The organism is Deltaproteobacteria bacterium (assembly GCA_026712905.1).
In the GTDB taxonomy this organism is placed as follows: Bacteria; Desulfobacterota; Binatia; order UBA9968; family JAJDTQ01; genus JAJDTQ01.
The window spans coordinates 13,715-31,401 of sequence record JAPOPM010000175.1; the positions used below are offsets into that span (position 1 = coordinate 13,715).

Below are 17,687 nucleotides of genomic sequence, written 5' to 3' on the forward strand. Positions count from 1 at the left end.
GTGGATGAAATACACGGCCTGAAAGAGGGCGCGTCGAGTCAGCTCAACGCCTGGAGGCTCATTCTGTCGGGAACGACATCGCCCATGACGCGCACGTCCACGACGGCCGGCAGCTTGCTCGCGAGGGCCTCCGACAAGGCGCCCTCCAGGTCGCCGCGGCGCTCCACCCGTATCCCCATGCAGCCGAACGCGCGCGAAATCGACGCATAGTCGAGCTCGGAAAACTCCGTCGAGATGAACCGAGACTCGTGAAGCAACCGCTGATTCTCCCTGATGTACTGGAGGTTCGAGTTGTTCATGATGCAAACGGTGATTCCGGCGCCATTGCGAAGCGCCGTCTCCAGCTCCTGGATAACCATCGCGAAACCGCCGTCGCCGCACAAGGCTACGACTCTCTCGTCGGGTTTCGCCAGGGAATGCGCAATGGCGGCCGGCAGGGAGAACCCCATGACTCCGAAGCCGCGCGGCCCCATGTAGGTCCGCCCCGGTCTCCGAACTTCGAAATATTGTCCGCCCCAGATCTGGTTGAAGCCCGAATCGCAGACAAGAACGTCTTCGGCGCTCATGGTGTTGCGCAACGCGCGAATGACCTGCAGCGGGTGGACGGGCGACGCCTCATTGTCCCGGGCCACGGCCGAGTCGATGCCGATTTCCTCGCGCCATCGCGACGTGAGCGCGGAAGCCTCCTCCTGTTGCGAATGACTGGTGGCGAGGGCGCCGTCGGCTTCGATGATGTCCAGCATGGAGCGAAGAACGGCTTTGATGTCACCCGGCAGGGCCTGGTCCGTAAAGTAGTTGCGGCCGATCTGGGTCGGTTCGATATCGATTTGGACGATCCGCGTCTTCTTGTCTGGAACTCGCCACGCGGCGGTGTCGACATTGGTGAACCGCGTCCCCAGGGCTAGGGCGAGGTCCGCGCCCAGAACATATTCGTTGGTGGATGGACGGCCCAACAGACCGAAGGGACCGAGGCACAACGGGTGGTCCTCCGCCAGCGTCCCCTTGCCCATGAAGGTGGTGGCGACGGGGATGCCCAGCAACTCCGCGAGTTCCCGGACTTCTTCCGTTGCGCCCGATGCGATGGTCCCACCTCCGGCCAGTATGATCGGACGTGTCGCAGTCAGCAACAGACGCACGGCGGCGGCAACATCTTCCCTCGGCGGTGTGAGCCGGTTCGCCGGAAACCAGCCGTAGCGCTGGTCCACCTCCTGTTCCGACGGACTGAAGCCGTGCGCACCCTTGAGCACGTCCAGCGGAAGGTTCACGAGTACGGGGCCGGGTCTGCCCGTGGTGGCGACTTGAAAAGCGCGTGCCAGGAACTCCGGGATACGCGCCACGTGATCCACGGAGAAGACCTTCTTGGTGACGGGCTTGAAGACGCCGACCTGGTCGATCTCCTGGAACGAATCCCGTCCTCGCCAATCGGTCCGGATGTCCGAGATCAGGGCGATGACGGGGATGCCGGAGTTGGAGGCTTCCGCAATCCCGCTGATCAGGTTGGTGGCACCCGGCCCGACCGTGGCATCGCAGATTCCCACCTTGCCCGTCGTCCGCGCGTAGGCATCCGCCATGTGGGCGGCGGCCTGTTCGTGCCGAACCAACACATGACGAATTCCAGGTCGGCGATAGATGGCATCGTAGATGTGTGTCTGTTCGCCGGGCAATCCGAACATCATCTCGACGCCGAACCTCGTCAGCGTCTCCACCACGGCTTCTCCACCGGTCTTCATTTGCTCGCCCTCGCTCGGCATCGGCATTTCCTACCCTTCGACCCCGCCGGCGTTGCGGCGCCGGAACCACGCGGTCACGGGACCCCAGAGGACCGTCAGCGCCAGCGCGGCGTAGATAAACAAGCCGATGGGCGTGTTGAAAAACTCCGCGACGCTGCCGTCCGCCACGGTCAGAGACTGCCGGAGCGAGTTTTCCAGTATCGGACCCAAAACGAAACCGATGGACAGCGGTGCGATGGAGTAACCGAGCTTTCGAACGACGTAGCCCAATATGCCGGCGGCGAGCAGAACGCCGACATTGAAGAAGCTGTTGGAAACGGCGTAGATGCCGACGAAGGACAACAGCATCACCGTGGGCACGATCACCGCCGTCGGCACCGTGATCAATCGCGCCGCGAAACGGATCGCCACGAGTCCGATGAACATCATCAGGATGTTGATGAGGAAGAGGCCGATGAAGATCGAGTACATCAAGTCCGGCCGTTCCGAGAACAGGCTCGGCCCCGGCGCCAGCCCGTGTATGAGGAACGCGCCCAGCAATACCGCCGCGGCGGGACTACCCGGAACGCCCAGCGTCAACGTCGGTACAAGCGCGCCGCCGACGGTCGCGTTGTTCGCGGTCTCCGGAGCGACGACCCCTTCCGGAATCCCGGTACCGAATCTCTCCGGCTCTTTCGAGCGCCGCTTGGCCTCGGAATAGGCGAAGAACGCGCCCACCGCCGCGCCCTCGCCCGGGATGATGCCGATCACCGTGCCGATGATCGACGAACGAAAAAGGAGCTCCTTCATTCTTCCAAGCGTTTTCAACCCGGGCAGCCTGACGGTGAGGCTCGCTTCGGTGAACTCGACCGTCTGAAGGGCGCGCTCCGCCCCGATCAGCACTTCGGACATGGCGAAGAGCCCCACGAGAAACGGCACAAGCGGCAAGCCGTCGTAGAAGTGATAGCTGCCGAAGGTGTAGCGCTCCGTGCCATTCAGCTCATCGAGCCCCCAGGTCGTCAGGAAGATCCCCAAGCCTCCGACCAGGAGGCCCTTGGCCAGACTCTCGCCCGCCACGCGCACCACCACCACAAGGCCGAAGACGCTGACGGCGAGGTACTCGCGCGGGCCGAACTTGACCGCCAGCTCACTGAGCAACGGCGAGATGAACGCGAGGCACACGACGCTGACCAGTCCGCCGATGATGGAGCCGGTGAGCGACAGGCCCAGCGCCTCGCCCCCGCGACCGGCCTTGAACATCTTGTGGCCGTCCTCCACCGTGGCAATGGCGGCGCCGGTGCCGGGGATTCCCACTGCGATGGCAGAGATCGAACCGCCGTAAATCGCCGCGGAATAGATCCCCAACAGCAGGATCAGCGAGGGAACCGGGTCGAGGTAGAAGGTGAAGGGCAGCGCCAGCGCGATGGCTATCGGCGGGCCGAGACCCGGCAGTATCCCTATGACCAGGCCGAGGACGATGCCGCCTATCAACAGGACGATGCTGACCGGCTGCGTGAGTTGCGTAAGCGCAAGGATGAGAGCGTCGGGATCCGCGTACATCCGTGAGGCCTAGGTGAATTGAACACCGAGAAACTGGGTAAAGACGGCGTAGACAAGCCCGGTCAGAACGAGCACCGTGACGTAGATCCGAATGGAGCGGATGCCCATGGCGAGGAGACTTACGGGTCCCAGCAGAACCGCCATGGGCAAGAACCCGACGCTGAACCAGACGAGGTAGCACAAGACCGCGACGGCAAGCATGAGGAGGCCGCGCCGCGCATCCCCGGCGTCGCGGAACACCGTCCGCCTCGCGTCGTTGCCGGCGGAACCGCGCAGCGCGTACAAGACGCCCACGACGGCCGCGCACAGGGCCGTGAAGCCCAGCATCAGCTGCGGGAAGAACTTCGACGGCAAACCGGAACTTGCCAGCAATCCGGTGGTCTCGAACCCTTCCGCAAGCACGCCGAAGTAGCCGCAAGCCACGACCACAACGATTGCAAAGACGATGTTTGCCAGACGTTGGGTCAGCATGTTCGATGCCTTCGACGGGACGGCGAACGGCACCGCGCAGCCCCTGCCACGCGGCGCCGTAATGCCCTGGCCCTACTTGCGCAACAGGCCGAGGCTGTCGAGGATAGGCGAATAGAGGTCGATGCCGAACTGAATGTTCTTTCTCACCGCCTCCGGTCCGTGGATCCAGTGATAGCTGACGCTCTTCGGAATTTGGGCGCGGAACTCGTCGGTGTTGAGCACTTCCATGGCCGCAAGCAGCTTGTCGATGACCTCCCGCGGGGTGCCGGCCTTCACCGCCATGCCGCCATGGACCCACACCGCCGCTTCCTTGCCCGGGAAGGCTTCACCCACGGTACGTACATCGGGGAGGTCCTTCTTGAAAAAGGCTTTGCGGTTGTTGTCGAGGATGATCAGCGGGCGCACCTTGTCGCCGTACTTGTGGATGGAAGCCACCTGCCCCACGGCTACATCCACCTGACCGCCGATCAGGCCCGCCATGGTCGCGGGTACGGTCTTGAGCGCCAGCGTCTTGAATTCCAGGCCGAATTCGCTGGCGAGCTGCACCGCGCTGAGGTTGGGCGGCGCGCCGAGGTTGTTCACGCCGATGGTCAGTTTCTTGGCCTTGGCACCCGTGATGAACTCCTCGAAGGTCTTGTACGGGCTGTCCGCGCGAACATACAGCGCGTTCGAGGCCGAAATGCCGGCCATCAGCGGTATGAAGTCCTCCAGCGGATTGTAGGGGACCTTGCGGGTCAGCGGCACGATCATGAAGCTCGGCGGCGACCAGTTGAACAGGGTGTAGCCATCGGCCGGCTTTTCCAGGACGCTCATCGTAGCCGGGATATGCGCGCCGCCGGGTTTGTTCAAGACATTGACCGGCACGCCGAGCTTCTCGCTGAGGGCCTTGGCATTCAGCCGGGCCATGATGTCGGCGTTTCCCCCTGCCGCGAAGGACACGACGATGGTGATGGGCTTGTCCGGATACGCGGCCAGCGCGGCACCAGCACTGAGACCCAATGCGGCCAAAGTGGCGATGGCCATGGTTTTCAACTTCATTATGGAGTCCTCCCTCCGTCCATTCGCAACCCTATGGCTACTAATGTGCTAGATGTATGGATCATTTCTGCTCGGTGCTCCCGTATTTGTCAACCCAAGGAGGCGCTTTTCCCGACTCTCGCCCATGGCAGCCCATGGCTTGGAAGGCGTTTCCACCGTCGGACCGCAAGACGTTACGGTCGGACACGCTCCAAACACCCAGATTGGAAACGGAAATACAGCCAGATCAACGAGGTGCCAGGGCGTGCCGGGGCCGGATCACTTCCCCGCCGCCTTGAGCGCCTGGTGGATCCTCTCGGCGGTGAGCGGAATGTCGCGCAGGCGCACGCCCACGGCGTCCTCCAGCGCGTTGGCCACGGCGGCGGCCACGGTCAGGGCGCCGGTCTCGCCGATGCCCTTGGCGCCGAACGGGCCGTCCTTGTGGGGCACCTGCACCACGATGGGGTGGCAGGCGGCGGGCACGTCCTTGATGGACGCGATCTGGTAGTCCAGCAGGGAACCGTTGAGGAGCTGCCCGTCCTGGAACACCATCTGCTCGAACAGCGTCAGGCCCAGGTGCATGGTGGCCGCGCCCACGAGCTGCTGCTCGCAGTACTTGGGGTTGATGGCGGTGCCGGCGTCGCCCGCGGCGTGGAACTGCAGCACCTCCAGGCGGCCGGTCTCCAGGTCCACCTCGACTTCCACCGCGCTGGCCGAGGCGAACCAGTACTCGGTGCACTTGTCGGACAGGCCGGTCTCGGGGTCCGTGGGCGTCACCACGGGCTGGCACAGGCCCTCCCCCACCATGGTGGTGCCGAGGCTGCCGAACTTGGCCATGAACGCCTCGGCGACGGTCATCCCCAACTCTTCGGCGCCGCGCACGAACACGCGGCCGTCGCGCGCTTCCAGGTCGGCGGCGTCGATCTCGAGCTTGCCGGCCACCGCCTCGAACAGTTCCGCCTTGACGTTGGCCGCGGCGGTGCGCACGGCGTTGCCCATGTGGTAGGTGGAGCGGCTGCCCGCGCTGATGGTGTCGTAGGGCGTGACGTCGGTGTCGGGCTGGACCACGTGCACCTTGTCGAAGGAGATCCCCAGCTCCTCGGCCGCGATCTGCGACAGCAGGCTCTCGGAGCCCTGGCCCATCTCGACGGTGCTGCTCAGCACGTTGGCGCTGCCGTCGGCATTGAGGATGACGATGGCCCCGGAGATGGACGGCGTGAGCACCGCCTTGACGCCGCAGGCGATGCCCTTGCCGCGGCGCTTGGTACCCGAGACGGTTTTCCCGGGCTGCTCCGTCCCCGCCGCCTCGGTTGTCTGTTGCGCCTCCTCCGGAAGAGGCGGCTCATTGCCAGGAGCCGCCGCCGTGCTGTCCCAGCCCACGGCGTCCGCCGCCCGCCGCACCGCTTCCTTCAGCCCGCAGGCATGGACCGGCGTCCCGGTGACGAACAGGTCCCCCTCCTCCAGCGCGTGTTCGAGCCGGAACTCCACCGGGTCCGCGCCCAGGCCCCGGGCGACGATGTCCATCTGCGAGTCGTAGGCCCAGATGACCTGGGGCACGCCGAAACCGCGAAACGGCCCGGCCGGCGGCTTGTTGGTGTAGACGCAATAGGAATCGATGGAGACGTTGGGGATCTTGTACGGCCCGGAGGAGGTGTAGCCCGACTTGTGAACGATGCGCGGACCGATCTCGGCGAAGGCGCCCGTGTCCCAGTAGACCTCGCACTTGCGCGCGGTCATGGCCGAGCCCTTGACCGCGGTCTTGAGCTTCACCACCACGCCGTGCTTGGTGACGGTCTGGAATTCCTCCTCGCGGCTCAGGCTGTACTTGACGGGCCGGCCCGTCCTCATGGCCAGTATCGCCACGATCGGCTCGAGCTTGTTGTAGAGCTTGGCGCCGTAGCCGCCGCCCAGATAAGGCACCCGCACCCGGATGCGGTTCATTGGCACGCCCAGCATGCGCGCCAGCTCCCCGCGCACGAAGGACGGCGACTGGCTGGCGGTGTGGATGTTGATGCGCCCGCCCTCGTCCACGTAGGCCAGCGACACGTGCGGCTCCATGGGAACGTGCTGGGCCGGCGGCGCCGTGAACACGTCCTCGAAGATGCGGTCGGCCTCGACGAAGGCCTTGTCCACGTCGCCCTTGCGCAGCTTGTAGTGGTAGCAGATGTTGGAGCGGTCGCCGGCCTTGACGTGGGCCAGGTCCGCGAACGCTCCGGAGGGGCGGATCTCGTCGTGGACGATGGGGGCGTCCGGCTTGATGGCGTCGAGCACGTCCCGCACCACCGGCAGCGGCTCGTATTCCACTTCCACGAGCTCCAGCGCCTCCTCCGCCGCGCGCCGGTTCTCCGCCGCCACCGCCACCACCTGCTCGCCTTCGTGGCGCACCCGGTCGATGGCCAGCACCGGCTGGTCCGCGAACGCCGGCCCGTGGTAGGGCGTGATGCCGGGCATGGCGGCGATGTCCGCGCCCGTAAGCACCGCGACGACACCCGGATGGACCTCGGCCCGGGACTTGTCGATGCGCACGATGTGCGCGTGCGGGTGTGGACTCCGGAGCACCGCCACCTGCAGCAGCCCGGGCGGCTCCATGTTGCCCACGTGGAGCGCCCGCCCTGTCACCTTCTGGACGGCGTCCCGGCGGTCGACCGGCTTGCCGACGATGGAATAGTCCGCCACGCGATTACCTCACGACGCCGCCAAGGCGCTGAGCGTCCGCTTGATCCAAACCCGGGTCATTTCGCGCTTGTAGTCCGCGCTGCCGCGCAGGTCCGACACCGGGGAAATCTGCGGGTCGACGACGTCGCACACCGCGTCCCAAAGCTCTTCCGAACAATGCTCCCCACGGAACCGGTCCAGCCCGGCGGCCAAGAGCGGCGCTTCCGCCACGCCGCCGAGGCCCAGCCGAAGCTCCCCAACGTCATCCCCATCCAGGGACAGCAACGCCGCCACCCCGATGCACGGCCAGTCGTTGGCCGAGAGCGAGCTGAACCGCGAATACGCCGTCCGGGCCGCCGCGTCCAGGTGCGGCACGTGCACCTCCACCACGATCTCGCCCGGCTCCAGCACCGTCTCGTACATGCCGCGGTAGAAGTCCTTGAGCGGGACCAGCCGCGTGCCCTCCCCCTTGGCCAGGACCACCTCCGCATCGAGAACCAGAAGCGCCGGCGGCGGGTCGAGCCGGTAGTCCGCATGGGCCAGATTCCCGCCCACGGAAGCCGTCTCCCGGATGCGCACGTTGCCCACGTGGCTGAACGCCTGTGCCAACGCGGGCGCACGGCGCTGCACCAGCGGCGAGCGCTCCACCGACCGGTGCGTTGCCATCGCGCCGATGCTCAGGCCATCGTCGTTGTCGGTGATTCGTTCGAGCCCCGGAATCGACTGCAGGTCCACCAAATGGGAGAAGCGCAACGCCCGCTGCTTCATCAGGATCACGAGCGTCGTGCCCCCGGCGATGGCCCGCGCCTCGTCGCCGTGTTCGAGAAGCATCTCGCTGGCTTCAGCCACGGAGCCGGGTTTCAGCAGGTCGAAAGCGGGAATGGTCATGGCGGTTCGGGTGCCCGGCAAAGCACGGGCCGGGATTGGCGGGATTTATAGCCTCTACGGTCGTCGTTGACAATTCACACCATATCACGGCGCCGCACCGGCTCTGCCCGGCGGGAGCTTGGTGTCCGCCATGACTTCCACCGACAGCCTCAGCCCAAGGCTCTCCAAGACAGCCTCAAGAGTAGAGAAACGGGGATTGCCCTTCCGCGACAGCGTCCGATAAAGGCTCTCACGGCTCAAGTGCGTATCCTCCGCGAGTTGTCTGATGCCGCGGGCTTTCGCCACATCGCGCAGCGCCAACAGGAAGACATCCGATCCGATTCCGGACCTGTCTTCAAGAGCAGCGGTCAGATAGGCCGCAGCTTCCGCAGGGTCCTGAAGGTCTTGATGGAGGATGTCTTCGTAGGGAACCGTTCGTCTCGCCATATGCCTACCCTCCGAGATAGTCCGCCCAATACTCCTGAGCCTTCCTTATATCTTCCGTCTGGGTCCTCTTGGTTCCGCCGGACAGCAGGAGGATGAAACGGGGCCCATCCTGTCCAATATACACCCGATAACCCGGACCAATATCCACACGCAGTTCCAACACACCACCACCCACAGACTTGTAGTCACCGAGATTGCCCAAGCGAAGTCGTGCAATCCTGACCCGAATACCGTTTCGCGCCCTTCGGTCCCCGAGATGCCGCAGCCAGTCCGCGAACGGGGCGGCCCCGTCTCGCGTCACATACGCCACAACCTGTCGGAGACGTGTCTCACCCATACCGCATGGTAGCGCATAGGCTACTTTTTGCAACCTTTGACGGGGAGCGGGTCAATTCAAACCCGAGTGTGGCTGCATCGCCCTTACCTCCAACGAAACCCGCCTTGCCGTGCCACCCGCGCACTGCAAGAATGAAGCCCTCATGACCATCGGGATTCTCGCGTATGGATCGCTGATTCCCAATCCGGGAGCGGAGATCGGACCTTTGACGGCGCGCCGGATCGGCGGTGTGGAGACGCCGTTTCGGGTGGAGTTCTCCCGCACCAGCCGCGTGCGCGACGGGGCGCCGACGCTGGTGCCGGTGGACCGGGGCGGGGCCAGGGTTACGGGGGTCGTGCTGGTGCTGCACGACTCGGTCACCGAGACCGCGGCCCAGGACATGCTCTACCGGCGGGAACGAAACCGGGTTGGCAGCGGCGATCGCTACGCGGACGTGGACCCGGACGACCCGGACAGTGCCTTTCTGGGGAGGTCCGACGGCTTCGCCGGGCTGGACGTGGTGTTCCACGCGGCGTTGCGGGCGAACATCGTGGAGCCGACGCCCGAACTGCTGGCGCGTCTGGCCATCGCGAGCGCCGCGGCGCCCTCGGGGGCCGTGGGCAGGGACGGCATCCGCTACCTCATGGACGCGATGCAGAGCGGCATCGGGACGCCGCTCATGCCGGAGTACGAAGCCGAAATCCTCCGCCAGACGGGCGGCCGCGACCTGGAGGAAGCCCGGACCATCGCCCTGGGCAGGTCGCGCTAGGCCCCGTATCCGTCGTTCTCGAAACAGCGGGAATCCAGGCGGCCGGGGCGGAGCCAACGCCCCGAAACGTCATTCCCGCGGAAGCGGGAATCCAGGCGGGGTGGTGGGGCACTACAGCGGCGTTTTTCCGCCTCGCCACCCCTGTATTCCCGCTTCCGCGGGAATGACGATTCGCCCGCTGTTCGCGTATTGCAGTGGAGCCCGCGGAAAGCTATTCTGCCGTCGCACAACGCGGTCGCATGGATCAGGCGGAACCCCGTTGAGTCTAATAAAAGCCTCGGTCTGCCTGACGGCGGACCCGTGAGAATACCAGAGAAGGCCAAGGCGCAGGTCACGGTTATGTACACCCAGCCGGACGGCCCGTCAGACTCATCTTCAATCTACCAACCACGGCTCTACCGGCCGCGGCGGGCAGCGCCCACCGCGGGCCGGAGACAGGGGTCCCGCCCGTGAAACGCGTGGCGGTCACTCTCGTCGTCCTGGCGGTCGCCGGCGGCGTGCTCTACTACCTGGGCATCGGGCCTCCGCTCGGCCTCGGGCCGTTTGAAATCGGCGCGGCCAAGGGTAAGCCCGAGCAGGGCAACCGCGGGCAGGGTAATTCCGGACAGCGCAACTCGGGACAGCGTCGCGGCGGCGGCCGCGCGGTCACCGTCAAGGCCGAGGCGGTTCGGGTGGGGGACGTCGAGGCGACATTGAGCTACGTGGGCTCGTTGGCGGCCAACGCGGCGGTCACCATCGCGCCCAAGACCTCGGGCCGGGTCGCCAAGCTGTTCGTCACCGTGGGCGAGCGCGTCAAGGAGGGCCAACTGCTGGGGCAGCTCGCGAAGGATGAGCTCACGGAGGAGTTGCGCGAGGCGCAGGCGTCGCTTCGGGTGGCCCAAGCCACGCTCAAGGGCCGCCAGGCGGAACTGGAGAACATCAAACGGCGCCAGCAGAACGTCAAGGTGCTGGCGGGCAAACAACTCGTGTCCCGTGAGGAGGTGAACAACCTGGAGACCCAGGTGCTGTCCGCCGAGTCCCAGGTGGAGCTGACCAAGGCCCAGATGCTGCAGATGCAGGCGCGACTGGACAACGCCCGCATTCGTCTGCGGCACACCGAGGTCCGCTCGCCGTTCGCGGGTCACGTGAGCCGCCGCATGGTGGACCGCGGCGCCCTCGTGAGTGCCAGCACTCCCTTGTTCGAGGTCGTGGACATCGACCGGGTCAAGGTCGGCATTGCCGTGGTGGAGGGGGACTACCGCAAGGTTTCCCTGGGACAGCCGGTCGCCGTCAAGGTCGACGCCTACCCGGACAAGCGCTTCAACGGCACCATCACGCGCATGTCGCCGGTCCTCGACCCGCAGACGCGCACGGGCGAGGTGGAGATCGAGCTCGACAATCCCGGCGGGGCGCTCAAGCCCGGCATGTTCGCGCGTACGAACATCGTGGTGGAGCGCAAACGCGGCGTTCTGATGGTGCCGGAAGCCTCGCCGGTGAAGTCCGGCGAGGGGTACGGCGTGTTCCGGCTGACGGACGAAGGCAGCAAGGTCGAACGCGTGGAAGTCACGCCGGGCCTGAACAACGGCGGTTGGGTGGAGGTGACGGGAGACCTGCGCAAGGGGGACCGGGTTGTCACCCTGGGCAGCAGCCTCGTGCGCCACGGCCAGCAAATCCGGGTTGCCGGCGACGGCCCGCGCGCGGGTGCCCGCCGTGGGCGGCGGGGGGCCGGGCGGGAAGGCCGGGCGGGCGGCGGTCGCGGCCGCGCGGAAAGGACGCAAAACCGATGAATCTCACGGCGCTTTGCCTCAGACGTCCGGTGGCCACCTGCATGGCCGTCATGATCGTCGTGATCCTCGGGGTGATCTCGTTTCTCAAGATCCCGGTGGACCTCTTGCCCGAGATCACCTTCCCCAGGGTCACCGTCTCCACCACGTACCCCAACGTAGGACCGCTGGAGATGGAGACTCTGGTGACGGTGCCCGTCGAAAAGGCGGTGAGCTCCGTGGAAGGCGTGGAGGACATCACCTCCGTGTCCGTGGAAGGCCGCAGCCAGGTCCGGGTGGCCTTCGGCTGGAGCAAGGACCTGGAAGTGGCGGTGAGCGACGTGCGCGCACGCATCGACCGCATCCGTGACGACCTTCCCCCGGGAGCCGAGGCCCCGGTGGTCTCGAAGTACGACGTCAACGCGTCGCCGATCATGTTCATCGGCGTATCGGGTCAGATGGACCCGGTGGCGCTGCGGACCTTCGTCGAGCAGGAGGTGCGTTATCGACTGGAACGGGTCGCCGGCGTGGCCGCGGCGGACATCCGTGGCGGACTGGAGCGCGAGATCCAGGTCCAGCTTTCCCTGGACCGGCTCAAGGCCTTCAATCTCTCGGCGGACCAGGTCATCCGGGCGCTGCGGGCGAGCAACATCAACCTGCCGGCCGGTAGCGTCGGCCGGGCGCACCTGGAGGTATCGGTACGGACCCTGGGCGAATTCACCGACCTGAATCAACTGCGCAACACGGTGGTGGCCACCCGCGACGGCACCCCCATCTACGTCAAGGACCTCGGAGAGGTGAAGGACTCCTTCAAGGACCTGAACCACGCGGTGCGGATCCACGGCTCCCACGCCGTGGTCATCTCCCTGCTGCGTCAGCCTTCCGCCAACACCATCACGGTGGTGGACCGCGTGAAGCAGGCCATCGAGGGCATCAATCAGGAACTCCCCACCATCAAGGTGACCGTGCTGCGCGAGAATGCGCATTACATTCGCAACGCGGTGGACAACGTGACCCTGGCCGCGGCCTGGGGCGGCATGCTGGCCCTGGCCGTGCTGTTGTTCTTCCTGCGCAGCCTGCGCAGCACCGTGGTCATCGCCACGGCCATTCCCATCTCCATCGTGGCCACGTTCGCGCTCATGTTCTTCCAGGGCTTCAGCATCAACATCATCTCCTTCGGCGGCCTCGCCCTGGGGATCGGGCTCTTGCTGGACAACTCCGTGGTGGTGCTGGAGAACATCTACCGGCACCACGAGACCGGCACCGACCGCCGGGAGGCCGTGCTCACGGGCACGCGGGAGGTGGCGGGAGCCATCACCGCGTCCACGTTGACCACGGTGGTGGTGTTTCTGCCGCTGATCTTCGTCCCCGGCTCCGCGGGCATCCTCTTCAAACAGCTCGCGTGGGTGGTGTTCTTCTCGCTCGCGGCCTCCCTGATGGTGGCCCTGACCGTGGTTCCGGTGCTGGCGCACCATCTCCTGGGGCGGCCGGGCCATGCGGGCCCAGGGGGCTTCCTGTCGCGTCTCATGCGCGCGGGCTCAAGTTCCCAAAGCGGTCTGGACCATGCCTACCAGGGACTGTTGCGCTGGAGCCTGCGCCATCGCTTCACCGTGGTGGCGGCGGCCGCGGTCCTGCTCTCCAGCAGCCTGTTCCTCTACCAGGGCATCGGCAGCGAGTTCATGCCCCGCGCCGACGAGGGCAACGTGTTGATCCTCGCGGAAACCGAAGCGGGTTCGAAGATCGAGGAAACGGACCGCACTTTCCGGCAACTCGAGGCCATCGTGAACCAGGAGGTCACAGAGCCCTACCGGAACTTCACGCACTTCGGCCAGTTCGGCTGGCGCGCCCGGGGCAAGAACAACGGGCACGTACACATTTGGCTGGGGTCCAGGAATACCCGGGAACGGTCCGACCAGGACATCGTCCGGGCCTTGCGGCGACGGGTCGGCGAGGTCCCCGGGGTGCGCGCCCGCGTGCGCGCAAGCTCCGGGCTGTGGATCTTCCGGCGCCTGGGATTCACCGACAACGACAACCTCGACGTGAAGGTGCGCGGTCACGACCTGGGCCAACTTCAGCGCATCTCCCGGCAGGTCAAGAACGCCATGGAGGGGGTTGACGGCATCGCGGGCGTGCGCATCAGCCGGCAGGCCGGACAGCCCGAAATGGGAATTCGCGTGGATCGGGAGCGCGCGGCGAGCCTCGGCATACCGGTGGAGACCATCGCCCGCGGCCTGCAAGCGAGCCTGGGCGGCACCCGGGCGACCTTCTACCGCGAGGGCGGCAACGAATACGACGTGCGCGTCCGGCTCGGCGACGACGACCGCGCCGACCTGAGCGCCCTGCTGGATCAGAGCGTCTCCGACGGCTCGGGCCGGGTGCTGTCGCTCAAGAACCTGGTCCGGCTGGAGGAACGCCGCGGACCCATGTCGATCCAGCGCCTCAACCAGGAGCGGGTGGTGTCCATCTCCGGCGAAGTCTCGGGACGCGACATGGCCGGGGCCGTGGCCGACCTGCAGGCAGCGCTGGGACAGATCCCGCTGCCGCAAGGCATGGTCCTCCAGGTCGGCGGGGACTTCGAGGAACAGCAGAAGGCCTTCGGCGAACTGCGGATCGGCCTGCTCCTGGCCTTGATCATGGTCTACATGGTCATGGCGGGCCAGTTCGAGCGCCTGATCGATCCGTTCGTGATCATGTTCGCGGTTCCCTTCGCCGCCATCGGCGTACTGGCGTCGCTTCACGTCACCGGCACGACCTTCAACATCAACTCCTACATCGGCATCATCCTGCTGGTGGGCATCGTCGTGAACAACGCCATCGTGCTGGTGGACTACATCAACCTCAAGATGCGCGAGGGAAACCTGAGCGTCGTCGACGCGGTGGTCCTCGCGGGCCGCACCCGTCTGCGACCGATCCTCATGACGACCCTCACCACGGTCCTCGCGCTGGTGCCGCTGGCACTGGCATGGGGCGAGGGCGGCGAGATTCAGGCACCCATGGCCCGCGTCGTGATCGGCGGACTGATCACCTCCATGCTGGTGACCCTGGTGCTGATCCCGGTGCTCTACGCCACCGTACGCGAACGGGCGTGGCGGAAAGCCGAGGCCCGTGAGGCGGCGGACGCGACCGGGCCAGTACAGGATCCGGCGGCGTTGCAGTCGGACCGTGTCCGGGAGAACCCGCTGTAGGAGCTTGCGCCGTGGAAAGCGGGTCGGTTGAATTGTCATGCCCTGTTGCGCGCGTCATTTCCACGCAACAGACCGTGTCAAGACTCCGCTCGGATGAGAATTGGCACCAATGCCCCGAGTCGTCATTCCCGCGAAAGCTTGCCCTCGACCCCGATCGGGGGCGGGAATCCCTGCCCCACCCCGCCTGGATTCCGGCTTCCGCGGGGATGACGTATTCGTCACGTCTCCGCCTGGCGGGTTTTGACACGGCCTGTTCCGCGGGAATGACGAACAAGGGCCTCCCCGTCGATCATGATTGAATCGCTTGGTATCGCCCACCTCTTCGAACTCTCGCGCACGGAAGCGACGCTGGGGTTCTTTACCCCGCTGGTGATCTTCGCCGCGTTCTTTCTGGCGCAGATGGCCCTGCCGGCGAGGCGGGTTCCCGGCTACGTCATCGATCCGCGGACCGGCGCACCCCGCAGCTATCGCCTGAACGGCCTTCTGGTATTCGCCATCGCGCTCGTCGTGTGGGCCTTCGAGCTCACTGGGATGCCGCGCGACTGGTTCTACCGGTCCTCGATTTACGCCGTGGCCGGCGGGACCGTCGTCGCCACCCTCGTTACCATCATCGCGGTGTTCAGCCAGCCGCAAGGCAGGGTAAGGAACCCGCTGCTGGCGCTGTGGTTCGGTCGGGCCCAGGAGCTGGCGTTCCTGAACCAACGCTTCGACGTAAAGATGTACCTCTATGTGGTCGGCGGGGCGATGCTGTCCCTCAACGCCCTTTCCGGGGCCGTGTACCACTACGAGATCTTTGGCGAAGACTCCAATCCGGGCGTCTTCCTGTACGCGGCGTTCTTCACGTTCTACATACTGGACTACTTCATCTTCGAGCGCGTCCAGCTATACACCTACGACCTGATCCATGAGAATCTTGGCTTCAAGTTGTTCTGGGGTTGCTTCGTCGTATACGGGTGGCTGTTCATTCTCCCGTTGTGGGGCATGGCCGCTTACCCGGATCCGGGATTCTCGCCGGCCTGGACGTATGTCTGGCTCATCGGAACGGCCGCGCTGTTCCTCCTCGGGTGGGGCATCTCGCGCGGCGCCAACATGCAAAAGTACACGTTCAAGCGTTGGCCCGACCGGAAGTTTCTCGGGCTCATCGAGCCTGTCTTCATCGAGGCCGGCGACCGCAAGATCCTGTGCAGCGGCCTATGGGGTGTCGCCCGCCACTTCAACTACCTGGGCGAGGGTTTCCTCGCCCTGTCCATCGCCCTGTCGTTCGGCTACTTCACCAATCCCTGGGCCTGGACCTACTTTGCCTTCATCGTCTCGATGTTCGTCTACCGTCAACGCGATGACGACATGCACTGTGCCGGAAAATACGGCGCCGACAAGTGGGCGGAGTATCAGGCAAGGGTGAAGTACCGGATCTGTCCGGGCATCTATTGAGAAATTCTTCCCGGCGCGTGCCCGGGCCGCCTCACGCGCCCCCGGTGAGCCGTTGGTCCACGTGCCACATGGCGACGCAGTCGTCCTCGTTGTAGCGGACGGCCTTTTCGGCCAGGGAGCGGTCGCCGGTGTCGACGGCGTCCCAGTAGCAGAGCAGCGCCTCGTAGGCGCCGAATCCCTGCTGGCGCCAGTTGAAGCCCAAGGCCGGGGCGACGCTCTTGATGGAGAAGCGCGGCACGGGCAGGTAGACGGCGTCCTGGATGCATCGCTTCAGGTCGACGCAGGAGCCCATGAGACGCGCCAGCCGTCCCTCCAGCCGCGGCCAGCGGCGCATGACCGCCTTCATCTGCCACACCTCGTAGTCGGTCCAGTGATACAGGCGCACGGCTTCGAGGTCGTCGCCCACGTAGTCGAGGAATTCTTCGAAGATCTCCGCCTCGTCTTCGGGGCCACGGGCCAGGAACCTGACGAACTGGTCGCGGGAGCCGTCCCAGCAGCCGATGAGGTAGACGTGGGGCGGCATGGTGGGATGCGTGTCGTCGGAGGTCTCGAAGTCGAAGTAGAGTAGCCGTCTCGCCCTGGGAATCCGCAACTCGCGGCCGGGTTTGGGGACGGGTTGCCCCGTCCTGTAGCTCTGGGCCACGTGGTAGGCGGTGGCGCCGTGGTGCGGTCCCAGGATCTCCTCGGTCTCACCAAGGGAACTTGTCCACAGTTCATCCACATTGTGGATACCGGCGGCGCGGAGCTTGGCCCGCTCGGGCGCCCGCACCCCGGCCAGCAGCACCAGGTCGCGGCGCTCGTGCACCAGCCGGTTGCCGTACGCGCGCCAGGGGGAGTCGGTGACGTCGGGGGGTCTGCCCGGCTCCGGCTCCTCCACCGTACGGTCCCGCAGCGCGCACCAGCGCGCGGCTACGTCGTCCATCCTCTTCCCGAAGCCCGAGACATCCACCGGACGGACCTCTTCCCGCAGGGCCACGGTCACGCGTTCCGGCATGTAGCCCTGGACGGCGCCCACGGTGCGGTTGTAGAAGGCCGCCTGGAGCACGTAGGCGTCCCGAAGCTTGCGCGCGCGCTTTATCTCGATGACGCGATAGTGGTAGGGGCCGAGGTCCGAGGCGTGGCTGTCGTCCCGCACCAAGAGGTCGCCGCGGCCGTAGACGTCCCGGCCGAGGTCCCACAGTTGCGGCTGGTGGATGGCGGGAACGCCCTCCAGCATGGCCCGAAGGGTGCGGACGAGGGCCTGGTGGCCGAAGTCGGGCCGGATGGCCAGGACGCCCGGGTAATGCGCGGCCACCCAGGCATCCTCGTGCTCGACGCCCCGGCGGTAGCGCATCTGCTCGTAGCGGCCGATCTCGTTTACCGCCTCGGCCTTGGGTGCATGGTGCTGGCACCAAACCCAGAACGGGTCCCGCAGAACCTTGTCCACCAGGGACGGGCGCAAGCGGGAGCGGCCATGGATCCTCTGGCCGGCGGTGGCGCGGTCGAGCAGCGCGCGCAGCCGCACCTCCGGCCCCTGGA

13 protein-coding genes are annotated in these 17,687 nt (G+C 66.0%); 4 read left to right on the plus strand and 9 right to left on the minus strand.

Translation table 11 applies throughout. The features are described from left to right. Positions 1–38: 38 nt before the first annotated feature. From OXF11_14665 to OXF11_14700, 8 genes are all read right to left on the minus strand, one after another. On the minus strand, positions 39–1,751 hold the full coding sequence (locus OXF11_14665) for a thiamine pyrophosphate-binding protein (GenBank protein ID MCY4488337.1): 1,713 nt from the start codon (positions 1,749–1,751) through the stop codon (positions 39–41). Between the two features lie 9 nt (positions 1,752–1,760). After that, positions 1,761–3,269 carry a tripartite tricarboxylate transporter permease gene (locus tag OXF11_14670; protein MCY4488338.1) on the minus strand — a complete coding sequence of 503 codons (1,509 nt, stop codon included), beginning with the start codon at positions 3,267–3,269 and terminating at the stop codon, positions 1,761–1,763. A 9-nt stretch (positions 3,270–3,278) separates the two neighbouring features. Then, the gene (locus OXF11_14675) at positions 3,279–3,773 is read right to left on the minus strand and encodes a tripartite tricarboxylate transporter TctB family protein (GenBank protein MCY4488339.1); all 495 of its coding nucleotides are present in this window, start codon (positions 3,771–3,773) and stop codon (positions 3,279–3,281) included. 39 nt (positions 3,774–3,812) lie between these two features. Beyond that, positions 3,813–4,778, minus strand: coding sequence for a tripartite tricarboxylate transporter substrate binding protein (locus OXF11_14680; protein MCY4488340.1), 966 nt, complete (start codon positions 4,776–4,778; stop codon positions 3,813–3,815). A gap of 258 nt (positions 4,779–5,036) precedes the next feature. Then, positions 5,037–7,433, minus strand: a complete 2,397-nt coding sequence (locus OXF11_14685) for a molybdopterin-dependent oxidoreductase (protein ID MCY4488341.1) — start codon at positions 7,431–7,433, stop codon at positions 5,037–5,039. Between the two features lie 9 nt (positions 7,434–7,442). Then, positions 7,443–8,300 carry a xanthine dehydrogenase family protein subunit M gene (locus OXF11_14690; protein ID MCY4488342.1) on the minus strand — a complete coding sequence of 286 codons (858 nt, stop codon included), beginning with the start codon at positions 8,298–8,300 and terminating at the stop codon, positions 7,443–7,445. 84 nt (positions 8,301–8,384) lie between these two features. Beyond that, a complete protein-coding gene (locus tag OXF11_14695) occupies positions 8,385–8,726 on the minus strand; it encodes a putative addiction module antidote protein (GenBank protein ID MCY4488343.1) in 342 nt (113 codons plus the stop codon). A gap of 4 nt (positions 8,727–8,730) precedes the next feature. After that, positions 8,731–9,063: a type II toxin-antitoxin system RelE/ParE family toxin gene (locus tag OXF11_14700; GenBank protein ID MCY4488344.1), complete on the minus strand. Its 333-nt coding sequence runs from the start codon at positions 9,061–9,063 to the stop codon at positions 8,731–8,733. A 142-nt stretch (positions 9,064–9,205) separates the two neighbouring features. Here OXF11_14700 and OXF11_14705 point away from each other — a divergent pair, with 142 nt between their 5' ends. The 4 genes from OXF11_14705 to OXF11_14720 all read left to right on the plus strand — a co-directional run bounded on the left by OXF11_14705 (position 9,206) and on the right by OXF11_14720 (position 16,169). Further along, complete coding sequence (locus OXF11_14705; GenBank protein MCY4488345.1) at positions 9,206–9,811, plus strand: hypothetical protein; 606 nt, start codon at positions 9,206–9,208, stop codon at positions 9,809–9,811. A gap of 449 nt (positions 9,812–10,260) precedes the next feature. Then, positions 10,261–11,577: an efflux RND transporter periplasmic adaptor subunit gene (locus tag OXF11_14710; protein MCY4488346.1), complete on the plus strand. Its 1,317-nt coding sequence runs from the start codon at positions 10,261–10,263 to the stop codon at positions 11,575–11,577. Then, positions 11,574–14,738: an efflux RND transporter permease subunit gene (locus tag OXF11_14715; GenBank protein MCY4488347.1), complete on the plus strand. Its 3,165-nt coding sequence runs from the start codon at positions 11,574–11,576 to the stop codon at positions 14,736–14,738. The genes OXF11_14710 and OXF11_14715 overlap by 4 nt, the downstream gene beginning before the upstream one ends. Before the next feature lie 291 nt (positions 14,739–15,029). After that, positions 15,030–16,169, plus strand: a complete 1,140-nt coding sequence (locus OXF11_14720) for a DUF1295 domain-containing protein (GenBank protein ID MCY4488348.1) — start codon at positions 15,030–15,032, stop codon at positions 16,167–16,169. Between the two features lie 31 nt (positions 16,170–16,200). On the opposite strand, the gene OXF11_14725 is transcribed toward OXF11_14720, so the two are convergent. Further along, entirely contained in the window at positions 16,201–17,673 is a 1,473-nt protein-coding gene (locus OXF11_14725) for a TM0106 family RecB-like putative nuclease (protein MCY4488349.1), read from the minus strand. Positions 17,674–17,687 lie beyond the last annotated feature (14 nt).